The sequence below is a fragment of the Nocardiopsis sp. N85 genome, from assembly GCF_028882275.1.
Taxonomy (GTDB): Bacteria; Actinomycetota; Actinomycetes; order Streptosporangiales; family Streptosporangiaceae; genus Nocardiopsis; species Nocardiopsis lambiniae.
Map to the genome: position 1 here is coordinate 151,640 of NZ_JARBUT010000001.1, position 20,034 is coordinate 171,673.

At 68.3% G+C, this 20,034-nt stretch carries 15 protein-coding genes; 7 read left to right on the plus strand and 8 right to left on the minus strand.

Annotated elements, in window-relative coordinates:
• The first annotated feature begins 44 nt into the window (after positions 1–44).
• The 4 genes from PWG71_RS00660 (at position 45) to PWG71_RS00675 (ending at position 6,209) form a co-directional block, all read left to right on the plus strand.
• Positions 45–959, plus strand: coding sequence for an ABC transporter permease (locus tag PWG71_RS00660; RefSeq protein WP_274807468.1), 915 nt, complete (start codon positions 45–47; stop codon positions 957–959).
• Between the two features lie 13 nt (positions 960–972).
• Positions 973–3,174, plus strand: coding sequence for a dipeptide ABC transporter ATP-binding protein (locus PWG71_RS00665; protein WP_274807469.1), 2,202 nt, complete (start codon positions 973–975; stop codon positions 3,172–3,174).
• A 77-nt stretch (positions 3,175–3,251) separates the two neighbouring features.
• Positions 3,252–4,967, plus strand: coding sequence for an ABC transporter family substrate-binding protein (locus tag PWG71_RS00670; protein ID WP_274807470.1), 1,716 nt, complete (start codon positions 3,252–3,254; stop codon positions 4,965–4,967).
• 189 nt (positions 4,968–5,156) lie between these two features.
• Positions 5,157–6,209 (plus strand): pectate lyase family protein, encoded by a 1,053-nt coding sequence (locus PWG71_RS00675; protein WP_274807471.1) that lies wholly within the window; start codon positions 5,157–5,159, stop codon positions 6,207–6,209.
• A gap of 352 nt (positions 6,210–6,561) precedes the next feature.
• On the opposite strand, the gene PWG71_RS00680 is transcribed toward PWG71_RS00675, so the two are convergent.
• The 3 genes from PWG71_RS00680 to PWG71_RS00690 form a co-directional block, all read right to left on the minus strand.
• The gene (locus tag PWG71_RS00680; RefSeq protein ID WP_274807472.1) at positions 6,562–7,362 is read right to left on the minus strand and encodes a hypothetical protein; all 801 of its coding nucleotides are present in this window, start codon (positions 7,360–7,362) and stop codon (positions 6,562–6,564) included.
• A 653-nt stretch (positions 7,363–8,015) separates the two neighbouring features.
• Entirely contained in the window at positions 8,016–8,873 is an 858-nt protein-coding gene (locus PWG71_RS00685) for a hypothetical protein (protein ID WP_274807473.1), read from the minus strand.
• 183 nt (positions 8,874–9,056) lie between these two features.
• On the minus strand, positions 9,057–10,133 hold the full coding sequence (locus PWG71_RS00690) for a pilus assembly protein TadG-related protein (RefSeq protein ID WP_274807474.1): 1,077 nt from the start codon (positions 10,131–10,133) through the stop codon (positions 9,057–9,059).
• Between the two features lie 358 nt (positions 10,134–10,491).
• On the opposite strand from PWG71_RS00690, the gene PWG71_RS00695 reads away from it, so the two are divergent.
• The gene (locus PWG71_RS00695; RefSeq protein WP_274807475.1) at positions 10,492–11,463 is read left to right on the plus strand and encodes a hypothetical protein; all 972 of its coding nucleotides are present in this window, start codon (positions 10,492–10,494) and stop codon (positions 11,461–11,463) included.
• Here PWG71_RS00695 and PWG71_RS00700 read toward each other — a convergent pair.
• A complete protein-coding gene (locus PWG71_RS00700) occupies positions 11,444–13,855 on the minus strand; it encodes a glycosyltransferase family 4 protein (RefSeq protein WP_274807476.1) in 2,412 nt (803 codons plus the stop codon). The genes PWG71_RS00695 and PWG71_RS00700 overlap by 20 nt on opposite strands.
• Positions 13,856–14,693: 838 nt before the next feature.
• On the opposite strand from PWG71_RS00700, the gene PWG71_RS00705 reads away from it, so the two are divergent.
• Both PWG71_RS00705 and PWG71_RS00710 read left to right on the plus strand, forming a co-directional pair.
• Positions 14,694–15,983 (plus strand): pectate lyase family protein, encoded by a 1,290-nt coding sequence (locus PWG71_RS00705; protein WP_274807477.1) that lies wholly within the window; start codon positions 14,694–14,696, stop codon positions 15,981–15,983.
• A 244-nt stretch (positions 15,984–16,227) separates the two neighbouring features.
• Positions 16,228–16,686, plus strand: coding sequence for a hypothetical protein (locus PWG71_RS00710; RefSeq protein WP_274807478.1), 459 nt, complete (start codon positions 16,228–16,230; stop codon positions 16,684–16,686).
• A gap of 238 nt (positions 16,687–16,924) precedes the next feature.
• Here PWG71_RS00710 and PWG71_RS00715 read toward each other — a convergent pair whose 3' ends face one another.
• The 4 genes from PWG71_RS00715 to PWG71_RS00730 all read right to left on the minus strand — a co-directional run bounded on the left by PWG71_RS00715 (position 16,925) and on the right by PWG71_RS00730 (position 19,473).
• Positions 16,925–17,410, minus strand: a complete 486-nt coding sequence (locus tag PWG71_RS00715) for an aggregation-promoting factor C-terminal-like domain-containing protein (RefSeq protein ID WP_274807479.1) — start codon at positions 17,408–17,410, stop codon at positions 16,925–16,927.
• 224 nt (positions 17,411–17,634) lie between these two features.
• The gene (locus PWG71_RS00720; RefSeq protein ID WP_274807480.1) at positions 17,635–18,117 is read right to left on the minus strand and encodes a hypothetical protein; all 483 of its coding nucleotides are present in this window, start codon (positions 18,115–18,117) and stop codon (positions 17,635–17,637) included.
• 43 nt (positions 18,118–18,160) lie between these two features.
• A complete protein-coding gene (locus tag PWG71_RS00725) occupies positions 18,161–19,261 on the minus strand; it encodes an OmpA family protein (RefSeq protein WP_274807481.1) in 1,101 nt (366 codons plus the stop codon).
• Positions 19,261–19,473 carry a hypothetical protein gene (locus PWG71_RS00730; RefSeq protein WP_274807482.1) on the minus strand — a complete coding sequence of 71 codons (213 nt, stop codon included), beginning with the start codon at positions 19,471–19,473 and terminating at the stop codon, positions 19,261–19,263. Before PWG71_RS00730 ends, PWG71_RS00725 begins: the two co-directional genes overlap by 1 nt.
• Positions 19,474–20,034: the final 561 nt, after the last annotated feature.

The window sequence follows — 20,034 nt, forward strand, 5'->3', positions numbered from 1 at the left end:
ATCCGACCGTTCGCCCCGACGGCCGCCCGGCAGGAGAACCCGTCATGAGCACCACCGAAACGAGCCCGAAGACCACGGCCGGGGTCCCGACCGTGCCGCCGACCCCCAGCCGGGTCAAGGACATCGTCCGGCAGCTCGTGGGCACCCCCCGGGTCATCGTCGGCCTGTCCATGATCGCGCTGCTGCTGCTCTTCGCCTTCATCGGTCCGCTCCTCACCGGTTGGGACATCGGTGAACGCGACTACCTCGCCCTGAAGTCGCCTCCCTCACCCGAGCACTGGATGGGCACCAACGCCACCGGCCAGGACATCTTCACCCAGGCCTCCGCCGGTCTACAGAAGTCGCTGCTCATCGGTCTGCTGGTGGCGCTCATGTCCACCGCGATCGCCGCCCTGGTCGGCTCCTTCGCCGGCTACTTCAGCGGCATCCCCGACCGCGCCCTGATGTGGATCGCCGACCTCGCGCTGGTGCTGCCCAGCTTCGTCGTCCTGGCCATCCTCTCCAAGCACTTCGGCGGCGACGGCGGCTGGTTCGTCCTGGTCATCCTGCTGGCGGGGTTCAGCTGGATGGTCACCTCCAAGATGATCCGCGGCATGACCATCTCGCTGCGCGAACGCGAGTACATCCACGCCGCGAGGTTCATGGGCGTCCCGTCGCACAAGATCATCCTGCGCCACATCCTGCCCAACATGTCGTCCCTGCTCATCGCGGACGCCACCATCGCGGTCAGCACCGCGATCATCGGCGAGACCTCGCTGAGCTACTTCGGCCTCGGTGTCCAGGCGCCGGACATCAGCCTCGGTGTGGTCATCGCGGACGGATCCCGCTTCGCCACCACCGCGTGGTGGATGTTCCTGTTCCCCACGCTGCTCCTGGTGATCCTGGTGCTCGCCGTGAACATGATCGGGGACGGGCTGCGCGACGCCCTCGACCCGCAGTCCAAGTCGCGCCGGTCCTAGGGGGGAAGAGCACATGAGCGTAGAGACCATCGAAACCGCCGAGACGACCGAGGTCCGGCCGGGAGACGAGACCCCCGTCCTGGAGGTCACCGACCTCACCGTCACCTTCCGCGGCCTCAACGGCAACCCGGACGTGCACGCCGTGCGCGGTGTCGGTTACTCCGTCCGTCGCGGCGAGGTGCTGGGCATCGTCGGCGAGTCCGGTTCCGGCAAGTCCGTCTCCTCCATGGCCGCCATGGGCCTGCTGCCCGACCACGCCGTCATCACCGGCTCGGTCAAGCTGCACGGCGAGGAGATCCTCGGACTGGACGACCGCGCCATGGCCGCCCGCCGCGGCAAGGTCATCTCCATGGTCTTCCAGGACCCGCTGTCCGGCCTCACCCCGGTCTACACCGTGGGCGACCAGCTGGCCGAGGCCGTCCTGGTGCACAACCCCAGGCTCCCCAAGGAGCAGGCCCGCAAGCGCGCCGTCCACCTGTTGGACCTGGTGGGCATCCCCAACCCCGAGGGCCGCTACCGGTCGTTCCCGCACGAGTTCTCCGGCGGCATGCGCCAGCGCGTCATGATCGCGATGGCCATGGCCAACGACCCCGACGTCATCATCTGCGACGAGCCGACCACGGCCCTCGACGTCACCATCCAGGCGCAGATCCTCGACCTGCTGCGCACCGCCCGCGAGGAGACCGGCGCGGCGATCGTCATGATCACCCACGACCTCGGCGTCGTCGCCGGGTTCGTCGACCGGGTCCTGGTCATGTACGCGGGCCGTCCCGTCGAGATGGGCGGCGTCGACGAGATCTACTACGGCAGTCGCATGCCCTACACCATGGGCCTGCTCGGCGCCGTTCCCCGCATGGACCTGGAGCGCCAGGGCGCGCTCGTCCCCATCAAGGGCACCCCGCCCTCGCTGAGCGACCTGCCGCCCGGGTGCCCGTTCGCGCCCCGCTGCCCCATCGTGAGGCCCGAATGCTCGCTGGCCGAACCCGACCTGCTCCCGGTGGGCGGGCAGCCCTCCGCGGAAACGATCGAGGAGGTCCACGGGCACACCGACGACACCTCCGCGACCGGGGTTCGCGACACCGGTGTCCAGCGGGTGGCCTGCATCCGCTCCGGTGAGATCGCCGACCGGGGATGGACCGCCCAGGACATCTACCCCGTCCCGGACATCCCCGAGGTGCCCGTCGCCGACGTGCGCCGGGAGGACCGTGCCGAGATGCTGCGGGTGGAGGGGCTGACCAAGCACCACCCGCTCACCAAGGGCGCGGTGTTCAAGCGGCGCGTCGGCACCGTCTACGCGGTCGACGGGATCGACTTCGACATCCGTGAGGGCGAGACCCTGGCCCTGGTCGGCGAGTCCGGCTGCGGCAAGTCCACCACCCTCATGGAGATCATGGGGCTGGAGCGGCCGCAGGCCGGCAGCATCACCGTCATGGGCCACGACACCGCAAGCCTGGGCAAGACCGACCGGTTCGCGCTGCGCCGGGACATGCAGATCGTCTTCCAGGACCCGATGAGCTCGCTGGACCCGCGCATGCCGGTCTTCGACATCATCGCCGAGCCCCTGCGCACCCACCGGTTCTCCCAGGCCGACACCACCCGTCGCGTCTACGAGCTCATCGAGCTGGTCGGCCTCAACCCCGAGCACGCCACCCGGTTCCCCTCGGAGTTCTCCGGCGGTCAGCGCCAGCGCATCGGCATCGCCCGCGCCCTGGCCCTGGAACCCAAGCTGCTGGTGCTCGACGAGCCGGTGTCCGCCCTGGACGTGTCCATCCAGGCGGGCGTGGTCAACCTCCTGGAGGAGCTCCAGGCCCGGCTCGGCCTCTCGTACCTGTTCGTGGCACACGACCTCTCCGTGGTCCGGCACATCGCCGACCGCGTGGCCGTCATGTACCTGGGGCGGATCGTCGAGATCGGCGACACCGAATCGGTCTACACCAAGCCCGCCCATCCCTACACCCAGGCGCTGCTGTCCGCGATCCCCATCCCCGACCCGGAGAGGGAGCGCGCCCGCACGCACATCGTCTTGGACGGCGACCTGCCCAGTCCCGCCAACCCACCGTCGGGTTGCAGGTTCCGGACCAGGTGCCAGAAGTTCATCACCCTCTCCGAACCCGAACAGGAGCGGTGCATGAGCGTCGAACCGTCGCTCGACGCCACCAACGGTGGCGACCAGGCGGCCGCCTGCCACTTCGCGGAGCGGCAGAGGGTCCTCTGATCCCTCGACGGTCCGATACGGCACGGACCGGTGCCGCCCCGCGCGCCGGTCATCTCATCCCCATAGGAGGAATCCCCATGCGAATCGGGAAGGCGCGTTACCTCGCCCCCGTCGCCGCACTGGTCGTCATGGCCAGCGCGTGCAGCAACGACGACGGAAGGTCCACCGAGGAGGCCAAGGAGGAGAACGCCTCCCTGGAGGCCACCGACCTCAACCCCGCGGCGCGCGAGGATCTCCAGGAGGGCGGCCGGTTCGTCTGGGCCCTCAGCGAGTACGAAGAGCAGTACAACATGGTCCACATCCAGGGCAACAAGGCTGACGTGCGCCGCGTCATGGCCGCCATGATGCCCTCGATCACGCGCTTCCAGCCCGACGGCTCCTACGAGCCGCGCAAGGAGTTCGTGCTCGACTACGGCGTGAGCGAGGACGGCCTTGAGGTCACCTTCGAGCTCAACCCCGACGCCGTGTGGTCCGACGGCGAGCCCGTCACCTGGGAGGACTACGAGGCCCGGGTCCTCACCTCCAAGGGGGAGACCGAGGGCGACTTCCAGGTCGGCTCCGACGAGGGCTACAAGTACATCGACGAGGTCGTCCAGGGCGACGACGAGTTCTCCTTCACCCTGGAGTTCTCGCAGCCCTACGCCGACTGGCCCGCCCTCTTCGACATCGTGTACCCCAAGGAGTACATGGAGGACGAGGAGCTCTTCGAGGAGGGCTACACCGCCGGTGAGGAGTTCGTCACCGCCGGTCCGTTCGCGAACCCCGAGTTCGACGAGGTCACCCAGCGCATCATCGTCACCCGCAACGACGACTGGTGGGGTGACAAGGCCCTGCTGGACGAGATCGTCTTCGTGAACGTCGCCATCGACGGTCAGGCCACGGCCTTCAACAACAACGAGGTCGACGGCTTCTACCTGGGCTACGACTCGGCCGGCTACGACCTGCTCCAGGGCAAGGACGGCGCCTACTTCACCCGCGCCGTCAACCACGGCCACCGTTTCATCTCGGTGAACGCCGGCAGCGAGCTCCTGTCGGACAAGAACGTCCGTCACGCCCTGGCCATGGGCATCGACCGCGACAAGATCGCCAACGTGGCCCTGAGCCCCGTCGACTGGCCGATCACCGGTGAGGTCAACCGCCTCCTGCGCTCCAGCCAGCACGGTTACCAGGACAACAGCGGCGAACTGGGCGAGTACAACCCGGAGCGGGCCGGGGAGCTCCTCGACGAGGCCGGCTGGACCCTGGAGGACGGCGAGCAGTTCCGCACCAACGCCGACGGTGAGACCCTGACCATCAGCTACGTGGCCTCCGAGGACATGCAGCTGGCCAAGGACGAGGCCGACATCACCCGCGAGATGCTCGCGGAGATCGGCATCGAGGTCGACGTCCAGAACGTTCCGGGCAACGCCCTGTTCTCCGACTACATCGTGCCGGGCAACTACGAGCTGGCCGCGTTCGTCCTGACCGGTTCCAACCCGTACGCCAGCGACAGCGCCGGCAACTTCGGCGGCCCGTACGACGAGGACGGCGAGGACTGGGGCAACAACCTCAGCTTCCACTCCACCCAGGAGATCAACGACCTCTTCGAGGAGATGGGCCAGGAGACCGACCCCGACCGCTACGCCGAGCTGGCCAACCAGATCGACGCCGCCATCTGGGAAGAGGTCCTGACCATCCCCATGTTCGAGCGTCCCGGCCAGTACGTCCTCAAGGACGACCTCCACAACTGGGGTGAGTACGGCCTCGCCGGCGACTACGTCTACGAGAACATCGGCTGGGCCAAGGAGGAGTAACACCCCTCCCACCGTGTCGCGCCACCGGCGGCCCTGACCCGACGCCGGTGGACGTACCCCCGGCGCCGCCCCTCCCACGAGGGGCGGCGCCCTTTCGCATGTCCGGGTTGGGGCTGCGGCCCGGGCTGTGGCAAGGTGTGGCTCGATCCCCCGAACCCCCCGCCGTCCCTGCTCGCTGGAAAGCCCCCCATGACCGTACGATCGATCCTCATCATCGGAACGGCGGCAGCGCTCTGCGCCGTCCTGGCAGCCTGTGCCGGGTCGGGGGAGACCTCCCCCGAGATCGACCCCGCGCCCGTCGAGGCCGGTGTCGAGACCCCGACACCCGAAGAGGGGGACGAGAGCGGCGCGCCCCCGGACGCGGAGCCCTCCGGACCCCGCTGGGGCACCCCCGTGGGATGGGCCGCCCAGCCCCTGGAGCGGGAGGGGGAGATGCACCCCGCCGTCACCGGCGGAGCCGCCGGGGAGACCGTCACCGCCGACGACGCCGACACGCTGGCCGAACACCTCGCGGCGGAGGAACCCCTGGTCGTCGAGGTCTCCGGCCGGATCGAACTCGACGGCGCCGTTCGGGTGGGGTCGGACAAGACCCTGATCGCCGCCGCAGAGGAGACCGCCGAACTCGTCGGAGGCCGTCTGGTGGTGGAGGAGGCGGCCAACGTCGTCATCTCCGATCTCACCCTCGACGCGGACGGCGCCGCCGTGTCGGTACGCGGCGGCTCCCACCACGTGTGGATCGACGGCAACACGCTCCGGGGCGGAGGTGACGAGGCGCTGATCTCCATCACCGACGGCGCCGACCACGTGACCGTCTCCTGGAACCACTTCCGCGACTCCGAGGCCGCGCTCGGCGTCGGCGGCAGGGAGGACGGTCCCGATCCGATGCGGGTGAGCGTCCACCACAACCTCTTCGAGGGCGTCGACACCCGCAACCCCCGCGCCCGGGGCGCCGCCCGCGCGCACGTGTTCAACAACTTCTACCGGGGCGCCGCCGGGCACGGCGTGGAATCCGGCTACGGGGCCGCCGTCCTCGTGGAGGGCAACTACTTCGACGGGGTCGGGATCTCGGTGACCGTCGATCCCGAGGTCCCCGGTTCCGCGTTCACCCGCGACAACCTTCTGGTGGACACCGGGCAGCCCGAACTCTTCGGCACCGTCGACGACCCGCCCTACGCCTACGAACTGGACGACACCGCCGACGTCCCCGACATCGTCACCGCCACGGCCGGCGCCGGCCGCTAGGTTCCGGTCGCCCGGGGCCGCCCCGGCGACGGTCGCCCCCCGCTCCGCACACCCGGAGCCATCGTGCGGGTCACCGCCCGAACGGCCGCTCGAACGGCCCGGGGTGCGGGCCCCGTCCGACTCCCAGAGCGCGATGGGGAGGGTGTGCCGGGAGCGCGGGGACGCCTGGCACGGCTTCGGGGGGGCGGGCCCCGTCCGCCGGTTCCGAGCGTGTGCGAAGCGTGGCGGAGGGAGGCCCGAGAGCGGGAGGGCCGCTCGCACACCCCTCACCGTGCCGGGTGTCGGGGGTGACCGGGAGGGGCCGACGGCCCGCCTCCGACCACCCGGTCACCCGGTCACCCGGCCGGAACGATCAGGACACCTCGTACTCGTAGGCCTCCTCCACCCCCTCCGGAGTGACGTAGAGCAGCCGCAGCGGCCGCCCCTCCGGGGAGACCCACAGCGTGAACGCGGCCTCGTCCTCCGACGTGAGCGTGTTCTCGCGCCGGTGGACGTCGTAGTCGCCGAGCGTCGCGGTGAACGTCCCCTCGTAACGCAGGGCCGCCGTCGCGCCCTCCTCGGTCTCGACCTCCTCCCTGCCCAGGAACTCGATGTCGGGGGAGGTCCCGGTGATCTCGTGCAGCTTGGCCGTGCCGAACGCCGTCGAGCACAGGTACCGGTCCGCGTCGGTGGGTTCGGTCGGGATCTGCAAGCCGTGTCCGGCCGTCGTGATCGGCGTTCCGTCGCCGAGGTCGTAGCGGTACACCTCCGTGCCGTCGATGTAGGTGAAGGAGTGCTCGAACAGGGGGGTGCCGGCCGTGTCGTAGCGGGCGGTGCCCTCGCCCACCGGCGTTCCGTCCTTCCGGCGGGTGAAGGAGACCGCGTAGGAATCGGCGGATTCCATCCGCGACGCCGTCTGTTCCACGAACGCCACCGGATCCTCCGGTGAGGCGGACGCGGACGGCGATCCCCGCCGGTCCTGCGAGGGGACCGGTTCGTCGAAGACCGCCTTGGCCACCCACCATCCACTGGCCACCACGGCCAGGCAGATCACGATGATCAACAGGATCATCGGCCAGCCGAGCGGACCCTCGGGGACGGGGGCTTCGTTCTCGGGCACGGTGTCGGGCAACGACGACATCGACATGGCCTCGACCTCGATTCTGCGGTTCACGCGACCACGCGATCGCGGGGGGTACGGGGGGTCGTCGCCCGAGATCCTCGGACGACATCGTGGTGTCGTGTGTGCGCAGGGTACGACGCGGTGACTCAGGGTTCCGTTCGATGATCGCGTACACCTGATCACCAACCGTGCTCACGAATCGCAGGGCCCACGCCTCGGCGGGGGAGTCCAACGCCTCCTTCAGGAACCCGAACGTCCCGGTCTCGGCGAGCCGGCGCAGCACCTCGTCCGAGGCGTGCTCCCACAGCGACCGGACCGCGATCCGGGCCGCCGGACCCTCCGAGAAGGACCGTTGAGTGAACAGTTCGTGCAGTTCATCGGCGTCCAGCCGGAGGACCGTCGCCTCCAGGACCTCGGAGTCGAGCAGCGCCAACAGGGCCAGCGCGCAGTCGACCCTGCCCACCGGATCGGGTCGTGGCAGCCCCCGGCCGCAGCGCACCAGGGCCTCGGCGGCGGCCACCGGATCCAGGGTCCGTTCGGGCCGGCCGATGGTGGCCACCGGGCCCTCCGTCACCTCTCGCAGGGCCCGGTCCACCTCCTCCACCCCGGGCCGCGCCGGAAGCGCCACCGCGATCAACGCCGCCACCAACGACAGCACCGCCGCGTACTCGATCACCGCGTGTCCGCGATCCACAGCGCACCCCTCATCGCAGCCTCGGCGGCCGCCGCCGGTACGCCCGGATGCGCCCGCGCACCACCTCGCGCTCCTCGGGGGAGCAGGTCCACCCCCGGGTCTCCAACGCCTCGCGGATCCACGTCGACAGTTCGACGGTGCGACGTTGGAGCAGATGGATCGTCACGGGGAAGACCTCCCAGCCCTCGGCCCGCATCAGCGCGTACCGCGCCCGGTCCCGGCACCGCTCCCGCGGCTCCGAGTGGTGCGGCGGGCTGTCGTACTCCACCCCCACCCGGTACGCGGGCCATCCCGGATCCGCGTGGAGCGGCCGCTCCCGTGTCCGCGCCGCGCACCGCACCACCGGTGGCGGCGACCCCACCTGACGGATGATCGCCCGCACACACGACTCACGGTGGGACTGACTCAACGGCGACGCGTACTCCGCCGCGGTGCGCAACCGCGCCTCCTGGGCCCGTGAGAACAACCCGCGATGGGCCGACACCCGTGCGGTGTCGACCGACCTCCGCGCCAGGAAGGCGTCCATGCGCGCGGTGGCCACCGGTACCGATGGCGCCCGCGCCACCACCTCCGCCGCCGTCCGCGCCGCCGAGGTCACCGGGAGCCCCGCCGGCCGCACCCGGTCCCGGTGCGGCACCACCTCCCGGCGCGCGAGCACCGGCAGGCCCCGCAGCGGTGTGCCCGGCGGCAGCGCCACCCGTGGCGCCATCCGTGTGATCCGCACGTCCGGGTCGGTCAGGTCCACCCCCCACGGGTACGCGGCGGTCACGTCCCGCACCAGCGCGTCCGGGGACGGCACCGGCACGATCGGTCGCGGGGTCCGCACCAACGGGGAACGTTCGGAGATCAGGGGATCACGAGGGGTCATGAGTCCAGGTTCCGCGCCCGGGACCCATCGGACAACCCCTCGCGCCCGGCTGTGGAAAACCCCGCCCGCGCCCGTGCGCGGCCCCGACGCCCCGCCCGCGAGGGACGGCGCGCGCACCGGACATCGCCGCCGACCTCGACAGGTCCGACGCCGCGCCCGCGAGGGGCGGTGCCCGGGGAACGGCTAGAGCATCCTTCCGGGGCCGGCCGCCAGGTGGATGTGGTCCACGTGGTCCTGGGTGAGGTTCCCGCTGTTCTGGTGGAACCGGCGCACGCTCTCCCACGGCCCCACCGGGTCACTGGCGGCGTTCCAGATGTGGTGGTCGTAGATGAGCCCCTTGACGCCCAACCGGTGGGCGTTCTGGATGATCCAGTCGACCACGGTCAGCGCGGTCTGGTGCATCTGGGGCGTGGGGACGTGCCCCAGGGGGGCCATCATGTAGTCCACCGCCATGCCCTGCCCGTGGTCGCTGCCGGGTTCGTTGCGGTACCCGCCCGCACTCAGGTAGAAGCCCGGGAACTCCACCTGGAGGGTCTCGTGCACCTGGCACATCACCGGGTGCAGCCTGCCCAACGACGAACAGTCCACGACGGCGCCGCCGCCGAAGGCCACCATGGCGGGATCGAACTTGTAGCGGCCCTCCTTGTCGACCAGGTGCACGTCGACGGCCCGGCGGGCCCGGTCGAGGTCGGTGAGGTCGATCCCCGCGCAGCTGATGCCGACCGAGTCGCGTCCGCACTCGGGGAACTCGGCGATCGCGATCGCCGCGGCCGTGCCCACCCTGCCGGTGGAGTCGTCCTCCCCGTCGCAGACCACGTCCCCCCAGTGGCGGGACCCGTCCGCCTCCAGCTCCTTCTGGCAGATCGCCCCGCGCACCTCCACACGGACGATGTTGCCGTTGCGCCCCATGACGTTGTCGCTGGCCCGGATGTCGGTCACCACCGCGTCGTTGGCCCGTGCGTACTCCTCGGCCCGCTCGCGGGCGACGTCCTCGTCGAACAGCGGCATCGGGAAATCACCCGCCACCAGCGCCTCGGCCGCCTTCTCCTGCATGGCGCCCACCGCCGCGAGGGCGGCCGCGTCCGCCGCGGTCTGCGCCCGCGAGCGCTGGTCGCCGGCGGCTCCCACCCGCACGAACAGCAGGGTCAACGCCAACAGAGCCAGGGTCAACCCGAACAGGAGCAGGATGTTGGCCTGTCCGTCTTCTCGGTGCCCGAGCAGGTGGCGCGGGCGTGGGCGGGAGGGGGGCAACGGTCCCATGCTGTCGTCCGAAGGAGGTGAGGGGGTACGGCGGAGGGGGTCGGGGGTGGCGCGCGGTGAACACCCGGACACGGACCTTTGCGCAGCCTACCCCGAGCCTCCCGTGATCGGTAGGGCCTGTGGACGAACGGGACCCGTGACCGAGTGCGGCCGGCGGGGCGTCCCGTCCGGCTTCCGGGGCACGTAGGTGTTCGGCATCGGTTCCGTGACACCCCCGGGTTTTCAGCGCGTGTGTCCGACAAAAACCGACTCCACCGGAGAGGATGGACGCTGTCCGACACATTCCGTATCAGCAGATGCCCCGCCCCGGCGGCGGGGCGGGTGACCAGAAGGCGAGAGTATGAACTCCCGTACTCCGATGACAGCGACAGAACAGGATCGGTCCCTCCGCCGGATCGGGACGGCACTCCTGGACGCCGCGCCCGAGGACTGGATCAAACTCCGCCTGGTCTACGCGGGTCTGGCCGACTGCGAGTCGATCCACCTGGAGGCCCTGCTCCCCGACGGCGCCGGAGTCGGCTGCGTTCCGCCCCTGTCGCTGCTCGCCGAGTTCCGGGACCTGCGCGCCGGCATGGCCCGCCCCCGGGCCGGCACCTGGTACACCGTCTACTACGACCTGGAGCGCCCCGCCCGGTACCGGGTCCGCTACGACCACGACAACGAACCCGACTTCGACGAACCCCGCGACAACGACAGCTATCTGTCGGACCTGGAGCACTTCCCCCGGGAACGCGCGCACATGCCCGACTGGCTCCTGGAACGCCTCGAAGGCGGACTGGTCCCCGAGTCGGTGTCGCCGTGGATGGCACTGGCCACCCCGGGGGCCTCACGGGAGTACCGCATCGACCCCGGGGACATGACCCCCGAGGAGATGATGGACACCGTCCAGGAGATCGCCGACCGCACGGTGGCGGCGGTCTGGGGCGAGTGGCACGAGATCGTCATCGACCACAAGGCGCTGGTCTGCGCGGCCTCCTCCCGCGTCGAGGTGGCCCGCGCCGACGGCCGCGAATGGGACCTGCTGCTGCCGGAGGTCGCCCGGTTGTTGAGCCGGCTCCGCACGGGCATGTACCAGCCGGGCAAGGGGACCTGGTTCGCCGCCCGGCTCACGGTCAAGCGGTCGAGGGAGATCGGCGTGCACTTCGACCACGGCAACCACCCCGGGTTCGACGTCGAACCCGATCCGCGTGACTTCCACCGGGACGCCGTGCGCTTCCCGCGCACCGCCGACCACATGCCCGACTGGTTGTTGGAGCGGCTCGGTCGAGCCCAGCGCATGATCCGCGCCGAGAACGAGGGCCGTGACCCGTTCAGTGCAGCCGGCGGTTGATCGCCTCCCATACGTGGACGTCGGCGACGGTGACCTTCAGGTCCTTGTCGGCCAACGGGGACACGGTCACCGAGCGCACGTAGGGACCGTGGTTCCAACGGCGGGCCGTGTGCCCGACCACGCAGTCGGCGCGGATCGGGCTCAGCGCCCCCGGCGGGCCGACCAGCAGACGCACCTGCCAGGAACTGCGGAGCCCGTCGGTCTCCCTGTACTCGGCACGCGCCAGCAGCGGGGGCGTCCCCGTCAGCCGGCGGCCCTCGATGGTCAGCGGGTACCGCCGGCCGGCGTCCGTGCCCCGCACGATCTCCACCGCGGCCTCCACGCCTTCGGGCAGTGCGTCGGCGAGCCGGAAGGCGAACCGCAGCCGGTCTCCGCGCCCGACCGCGCGCACCCGCACGTCCTCGACCTCGACGGTCGGCGTCAACGGGGAGGTGACGAGCCCCAGCCGGTCGTTGACCGTGTAGTAGGGGCGCACCCGCGATCCCGGGCCTCGGGTGGGCCGCACGTCCTGGGCGGGGTACTCGATGATCTTCTTGTACCCCACCACCCCGGACAGGTGGCGGCCCACGGTGCACTCGGTGCCGTCGGACAGCACCAACCGCATCTCCCATGTCTCGGAGTCGCCGTGGCGTCCGCGCACGACCACGGCCGGGTCGATGACGGCGGTGAACAGCCCTCCGATCGCCACCGGCGCGGAGAACTCGCGCAGGGTGTGCGGAGCGTCGCGCAACCGCACCATCACGCGGGCGCGGGCGTCGGCCTCCTCACGCCCCAGCACCCTCCCCTGGACGGTGATGAGCCCCTCGGCGGCCTCCACGTGTTCGACCTCGGCGTGGTGGGCCGCCCGGCGCACGTGCAGCAGCAACGTGCCCTTGGCCGAGCGGGTGGGGATGACCAGGGACAACTCCGATGTCCGTTTCGCCGACAGCGGGTACCCCTGCTGGTGGATCTCCACATCGTGGACCGGGGTGGCGACGTCGCCGTCGACCCGGATCACCTCCCAGGCGTGGGAGGTCAGCCGCTCCCGGGCGGCGTCCACCACGACCTGTCCCCGCCAGTCGGGGGCCAGGGTGACCCGCTGTCCGGAGTGCACCAGTTCGATGAGGTCGGGCGGTTCGGTGAACGACAGGGTCACCAGCCCGTCCCCACCCGCGCGCACCCGGCACGAGGTCGTGCTCTCGGAGCGGGGCTGCGGTACCGGGGGCGTGATGTCGGAAGCGGTCAGCGGGCTGCCGGCCAGGTCGGAGAACAGCCTCTCGTGCAGGCGCACCACGTTGACCGGGTCGAACCGGGCGGAGTCGGCCAGCGCCGCCGCCGACATCCGGCGGCGCAACCGGTCGTCGGCCATGAGCCGGGACATGCCCTCGGCGATACCGGTCACGGACTTGTTGGGCACCAGGAGACCGTCCTCCTGGTCGCGGATGATGGAGGCGGGCCCGTGCGGGCAGTCGGTGCTCACGACCGGCAGCCCCGAACGCATCGCCTCCACGATGGTCATCCCGAAGGGTTCCTCACTGGAGGTGACGGCCGCGAACGACCCCTGCGCCCAGGCCTCCTCCACGTGGGTGTGCGGACCCATCAGCCACACCCGATCGTGCAGGCCGAGGGAGTCGACCAGTTTGACCAGAGCCCCGCGGCGACCGCCCCGGCCGTAGATGCGCAGCGTCCAGTCGGGGTACTCGTCGGCGAGGGAGGCGAAGGCCTTCACCAACAGGTCGTGCCGTTTGCTCGGCGCCAGGCGCCCGGCGGAGACGATGGTGCGCGTGTTGTGGCCGTTGGTGGTGAACGGCGGCGCGGGCACCGAGTTGGGGATGGACAGGACGCGCACCCCCGGCATCGGCATCCTCCGGGCGTAGGTGTGCGCGTCGGCGTCGGTGACGGTGACGAACGCGTCGAGCCCGGGGTATTCGGCGGCCATGACACGACGCAGCGACTCGGAGTGCTGATCATAGGTCAGGTGCTCCTGGCCGACCTTGACCACGTGTTCGGGGGCGGCACGGGCGATGACGATGTTGAGCCCGGGGCGGGTGCCCACGATCACGTCGGCGTCGGTGGTGGTCAGGTACTCCTCAAGCCGGTCGTCGGTGAGGCGGCTGTGAGTGGAGCCGCGGGTGTCCTCCGAGGGGAAGAGTTCCGGCGGCAGACCGGACCGTTCCGATCCCTCGTACAGCGGTCGGCCGTCCACCCCGGTGGAGCCGTCGTGGTCGCGCACGTCGACGAGCGGGCGCAGGCGCACACCGGGCGGCATGGGCAGGGTGGGGTCGTCGCGGTGGCGGAACACCGAGACGACCTCCACCTCGTGCCTGGCGGTCAGGGCCGCCGCCTGATTGGCGACGGTGCGGATGGTGCCCCCGATGCCGTACATGTCGTTGACCAGATAGGCGATCTTCACCGAGCCCCCGTGTTCTCGGTGTCGGTCCGCGCCCCCGCGCCGACCGACACCGATGTCCTTCGTGATCCCCGCGCCGGTCGCTCCCGCCGCCGGGGCGGGGGAAGCGGTGCGAGGAATGATTCAGGCTAAGAGCGCGGCCGGCCCGCGACGTGCGCCCATGTACATTTCTGCCGGAAGATTTGCCGCGGCATGTCGGTACTTTGCGCGTGGTCCGCGGGCGCGGAGGCGTGAAAGGACCCCGCCCCGGATCGGGGCGGGGCCGAGCGGAACCCGTGCGCCGAAGGGCGTGCGCGGTGTCCGCGCCCGCTCTCGCGGACACCGCGCCACGGGTCCCGCCGTCCACCCGACCCGGAGGTCGGGCGGGGCCGTGGCGAAGGGGCGGAAGGGCCGGGCGGCGAGCCCGGAACAGGGTGGGGACACCGGGAACACGACGTGGGGTCGCCGCCCCCGGCTCTCGGTTCCGAAGGGTGTCCGGCGTCACCGTCGATCCCGATCGCTCCGAACGGTCCTCGGGCCGTCGATCCCCGGGGACCTGTGCCTTCTCACCTCCGGCCACCGCCCCACCGCGACCTCGCCGACCGCAAGGCTCCACGGCGCGCACGGTGGTGCGAGGGTTCCGGGCGGGCGAGCGGACGCCACGCCTCACCGGAGGGTGGCACCGGCGGTCCGACAAGGGTGGTCCATGTGCTGACCTGCACTGGTTGACAAGTCGCGTGATTACCGTGAACATCTGGCTCCAAAGCGTTTGTGCAACTTTTTGCAGAAGCGATCCGTCCCGGCCGGAGAACCTCCCCTGAACCCGCACGTTCCCCGCCGGTCGAAAGGAACCCCCACCACCATGACCACGAACCCCTGGGCGCGTGTTCGGTCCCTGCTCGCGGCGGCCGGAAGCCTGACCCTCATCGCGGCCGCCTGCGCCCCCTCCTCCGAGCCGCAGGAGAGCGTCGTCGAGGTCGTCGAACCCACAGGGACCCCCGTCACCCCCTCGGTCACCCCGTCGACGTCCCCGTCGGCGACCTCCTCGGAGCCCGTCGCCGACCCCGAGCCGGCCGCCGCCACCGAGGACGAGGCGACCGCCCCGGCCGAGGCCGAGCCCGGTTCCGCCGACGCGATCGACCCGCACGCCGACGCCCCCCTCGGCTACGCCGCCATGAACGGCGGCACCTCCGGTGGATTCGGCGGCGACACCGTCACCGAGCTGGTGCTCAGCGAGTACCGCGACTGGAGCGGGGCTCCCACCCCGGGCCAGGCACTCCACCAGGCCCTCCAGGAGCACCGGAAGGCCGCCGACGGCGCCGGTCTGGTCGTCTACGTCGACGTCACCGTCACCCGCGACCAGGTCGACGCCGAGGACCTCGTCCTCAAGGACGTCTCCCACGTGTCCCTCCTGGGCGTCGGCGACTCCGGTGAGCTCGACGGGATCGGCATCGGGATCAGCCGCTCGCACGACATCGTCCTGCGCAACCTGACCATCCACCACGTCTCCGAAGGCCAGGGCGACGCCGTGGGCGTGGCCGGCGCCAGCACCAACGTCTGGATCGACCACAACACGTTCTTCAGCGAGATCGACGGCGTCGACAAGGACTTCTACGACGGCCTCGTCGACATCAAGCAGAACACCGAGTACGTGACCGTCTCCTGGAACGAGTTCCACTCGCACTGGAAGGCCTCGCTGGTCGGCCACGAGGACAACGCCGCCACCGCGCCCGACGGGATCACCTTCCACCACAACCGCTTCAGCGACATCAACAGCCGCACCCCGCTCATCCGGGCCGCGGACGTGCACATGCTCAACAACGTGTTCGAGGACATCCACGGCTCCGCGATCAACGCCCGGATCGGCGCCCGGGTCCTGGTGGAGGGCAACCACTTCGACAACGTCGGCTCCGGCGGCACCGACCGCGAGACCGGCCACGTCTCCGGGCCCGTGGGCTGGTGGTACGGCGGCGACGAGACCGGGCACTGGAACCTGGTCGACAACGCCTACGTGGACAGCCCGCACGAGCACCTGGAGTCGACCACCGACTTCACCGTGCCCTACGCCTACGAGGCGCAGAGCCCCGAAGAGGCACTGGCCGCGGTCGAGGCCCACGCGGGCTCGGGCGTCATCGACGTGACCTCCCGCTGATCCCGGCGTCTCCGGGGACGTCACCCGGATGACGAAGACCCGGAACGGCCCGCGGGCCCTCCGTTCGAGCACGCTCGGACGGAGGGCCCGCGGTGTCCGGCGATCACGGTGGAGCCGGGGGCCATGACGACACCCCGCTCCGCCTTCGGGCCTTCACACCCGTACCGAAGCCCGATCCGGTCCGGTCCGGGGATCCGTCGAGAATCCCAGCCCCCGTCGGGGCTCCCGCCGCGTCCTGGAGACGGTGTCGGAGATCGTGGTGCGACGGAGGCGCGGGAAGAGGAAGTGGCGCCTCGGGATACCGGTCGCCCTGGGCGGTGTCCTGTTCGCTCTCGGAGTGCTCCCGGACCTGCTGGGCACCTTCGAGATCGAGGCATCCTGGCCGGTGGCGATCACGATCGTGGTGTCGGTGGTGTCCGGTGCGCTCTTGGACGTGTTCGACCTGCGCCGCGAGGTGAAGGACCCCGAACAGGCGTCGGAAGAGGTCCCGGGCCCGGGACTGGACCCGGGCTCGGAAGAGGACGATCGGGAACCGGGCATTTCCTGCTCGCGGACCATGGGGGAACGGGCGCTGGCAGAAGGCGGGCGTGGCCTGCTGCTGATCGAGGCCACCGCCGCCGTGCGGGGTCACCGACCGGTGTGCGAGTGCTGCGACCTGGGGCGGCACACCTGGGTGGTGTTCAGCACGCCCGTCATCGCCTGAGTGAGAAGACGAGAAGAAGCGGGTGCCGGTCTGCCCCCTTTCCGGGGCGGCCCCCACCGACGATCACCCTTCAGCGGTCGCGCGGGGGATCGAGAAACCCGATGCGGGATGTGAATGGTCGTCCATTCTTTTTACACATCCGGCATTGGTGTATTTCCACGCCTTGTAAGGTCTTCGGGAGGTGTGAGCGCACCCGCGTCCGTAATTCGGGGGAGGGGAGTCCGCTACGAGGACTCCGTTAGTAGTTGTGCCCACTCTGCCAGTAGGTCCAGGCCGCACAGGGGGTTCCATAGTATTCGGAGATGTACCCCAGGCCCCAGGAGATCTGGTGCGAAGCATTGTTCCGAAACCCCTGCGGCAGGGTGCCGTGCACACCGGGTACGAAGCCGCTGATGCCGACCGCCCCGCTCTCGGGGTCGGTGAAGGTGTGATCCCAGTTCGAGGTCGCGCCCCAGAGGTTGCTCAGACATTGCCATTCGTCGTCGGTCCAGCCGTACCCTTCGGCTTCGTTCCGGGCGATGTTCTGGTTGTCGAGCCTGTTGGGGTTGCCCTGGCCCCACTCGTATTCCTCGGGTTCCTCCGGGCGGTCGGCGTCCACCCACGTCTCGTCGCCGCAGGAAGGGCCGCGTACGAGGCACACCATTTGTCGGACGCCCTCGTTGAAGGTCTTGCTCAGCTCAAGTTGGTAGACCGCGACCATGACGGCGGCGACGAGGATGAGCACCGCCGCGGTCTCGGTGAGGGCGGCCCCTCGATCCCGGTGTGCGTCGTGGGGGGCCGGGCACAGCCAATGCCAGGTTCGCGGAGGTCCATTGAGTTCCCCCGCACGCCCTGCGGGCCTCGACGGCGTTGGCCGACGGGGATCCCCGATGTGAGTGTGTCGGGAGGCGAACAAAACAGCTCCAGAGTTGGGTGGGGGAGTGGGGGGAGTAGGCGATGGGGGTGACGTCAGGAGACCGGAATGTCCTCGATCGGCTCGAAATTAGGAATTTCGATAGTAAGCTCTTCCACTCCATCTGGTATTGAGAATAGAGACCAATATGCGACTTGATCACCTGGCTCGACGCGCTGGCTGAAATCATTTGACGTCTTTCCTGAACACAAGCATGCTCCGGTGCTATCCATGATTGGGTGATAGCGCGTGGCATGCTCCTGGTTCAGTGCGGTGACGCCTGCAAAGTTCGGTCCTGAATATGTATATGTTCTGTCGCTTAGCCAAGCGAGAACTACACGCTCGCTCCCGCTGTTTTTTACGCTCCAAGTTATGGAAACAATATTTCCTTCGGAGCTTCTCTCTGCCTGGTGAACTTCAGCATTCAGTCCAGTAGAGAGCTGGTTATTCCCGCTGGAGGAGCCTAATGAATTAAGGTTTTCGGTCTTCGGATGCGGTCCTGCGTGGCTGACGCCCACTGCTATGGTGAGGGAGGACACAGAAGTAGCGCATACAAGCCATGCTTTTTTCAAATTTCGGTGCCTATTGCTTTGCGAATGTGACGCTGACTCGTCGATTTCTTTCCCTTCCTTCCTCTGTGTTATTGTCTGCGATGGGATCGCTCGACCCATGTCCTTGCACTTCAAATTCTATTCCTTCCCTGGCTACGAGCTCAGACAGGGCGGATTCAACTGTTGCGGCTCGGTCTTGTGAAAGAGAAAGGTTAACAGAGTCGCTTCCGGTGTTATCGGCATGTCCGTCAATTTTTACAGTTTCAGAATTGGCATCATTGATTTCTTGGGCTACTTGATCCAAAATTTCTTGAGCCTCAGGGCTGAGTTCAGATTTATTTGTTTCGAACAGTACGTCAGAAGAGAGAATGATGCTCACCTCCTCGTTGTTCTCTGTTCGTCCTGTTTGATCTTCAGTGTTGTCTGATATGTTTGTAAGAGGAAAAATTTCTGGACTGGAAAGTCCAGCGCTTTCGATGGTTTCGGATGATTCGCTGACTGGGATGTCCAAAAGTGGTGGAGTTAGTGGTGTTGTGATTGTCATTGCTTCGACGTCACTCGGGGGTGCGGGGAATATGACCCAGGTCTCAACGGTTTCTCCTGATTCGATGGGGCCTTCGAAGGCCAAGCAGAAGCAATCCCCATTATTTTGCTTGTGGCTTATATGTCTATTTTGGTTTTTTGTATCTATTAGGGTTACGGCGTTCGCCGTGTAGGGGTTATTGTCATCGGAAAGCCCTTGAGATATTCGGAAATCTTCCCCTGACTTGTTTGTTATTCCAAGGCGCAGCCTTAGGAGATCGCTGTCTACTCTCTCTAGGGAGTAGACGTCGATCTGAAATTGACCTCCGAGGGTCGTTGAGGAGGTTATGCTGCTTGCAATTATATTTTTTGAACTGCCGGGGTCTTCATGGGGTGGGGTGTTTGTATTTTCGTTTCCCGAGCCTCCATCTTCCTTTTCTATATTTCCTTCTGGGGGAACCACACAACTAGAAGTGAGTGCAATGAAGGATGCCACCAGGAGGGTTATCTTTATTATTTTTTTTGGAGGGTTCGGGTTTATTTTTGGCAAGACTTCTCTATTTTCCCGGTTTTTATTCGGGTAGGAGAAACGCTGGTTTGTGTTTTGCATCAGGGGCCGCTAAGGGCATCATCGATCGAGGTGCTGACGGCGTCCGATATGAGAGAAGGGATGCCGAGAGCGAAGACGCCGATGGCGATTGCGGCCACGAGAATTAGGATGGCTGCGTATTCAACGATTCCGGCGCCCTTGTCGTTCTTGTGGGCCGGGGGAGCGATCAGGGTGCTCAGTGTCACCCAGAAACCGCTGGTCAGTTTCTTCATGGGAGTCAGTTCCTAGGGGGAGGAGGTCGGGGTCATGGGCCACTTCCTCGTAGCCCTCTAAGGGTGGACCAAGGGTCAGGATCCATCGGCTGTCCACCACTCGGGTGCGGGAAGCCCACGTGCGCAGACACCTCGGGATCCTCACTATCCGGCACGAACCCCGGGTGTGCCCCGGGGCCTGGCCGGATGTGGCCACCCCTCTTCTCGATGCCCGGCGTATCCCACCATCACACCTTGTCCACAGGACACCTTCCGGTTATCTATGAAAATCCTGGTGAGAACACCCGCTGTCCGCTTCCCACACGCATCCGAATGCGTAACCCGTCTCGGTGAAGCGCACACGAACCTTGGTAACGTTCCGTGTTCGATAGGTCACCATTATCCCAGGCGTCCCGTGAGAAGTCACCACCACCTGCGGATTTCCCGAATACGCTGTGAATCACCAGGTCACACGTACCGAGCAGTCAGAGAGCACCGCACTTCGGAAACCTCGGACGGCACAACGGCCACTCGCTCTCCAGTGCTTCACATCTCCTCGGGGCCGCTACGAAGCAGCCCCCG

Bases quoted from the DNA above. Each gene is read 5' to 3' on its own strand.
- PWG71_RS00665 (WP_274807469.1), top strand. From the start codon at position 973: ATGAGCGTAGAGACCATCGAAACCGCCGAGACGACCGAGGTCCGGCCG.
- PWG71_RS00660 (WP_274807468.1), top strand. From the start codon at position 45: ATGAGCACCACCGAAACGAGCCCGAAGACCACGGCCGGGGTCCCGACC.
- PWG71_RS00705 (WP_274807477.1), top strand. From the start codon at position 14,694: ATGACCACGAACCCCTGGGCGCGTGTTCGGTCCCTGCTCGCGGCGGCC.
- PWG71_RS00695 (WP_274807475.1), top strand. From the start codon at position 10,492: ATGACAGCGACAGAACAGGATCGGTCCCTCCGCCGGATCGGGACGGCA.
- PWG71_RS00725 (WP_274807481.1), bottom strand. From the start codon at position 19,261: ATGCAAAACACAAACCAGCGTTTCTCCTACCCGAATAAAAACCGGGAA.
- PWG71_RS00690 (WP_274807474.1), bottom strand. From the start codon at position 10,133: ATGGGACCGTTGCCCCCCTCCCGCCCACGCCCGCGCCACCTGCTCGGG.
- PWG71_RS00670 (WP_274807470.1), top strand. From the start codon at position 3,252: ATGCGAATCGGGAAGGCGCGTTACCTCGCCCCCGTCGCCGCACTGGTC.
- PWG71_RS00675 (WP_274807471.1), top strand. From the start codon at position 5,157: ATGACCGTACGATCGATCCTCATCATCGGAACGGCGGCAGCGCTCTGC.
- PWG71_RS00730 (WP_274807482.1), bottom strand. From the start codon at position 19,473: ATGAAGAAACTGACCAGCGGTTTCTGGGTGACACTGAGCACCCTGATC.
- PWG71_RS00685 (WP_274807473.1), bottom strand. From the start codon at position 8,873: ATGACCCCTCGTGATCCCCTGATCTCCGAACGTTCCCCGTTGGTGCGG.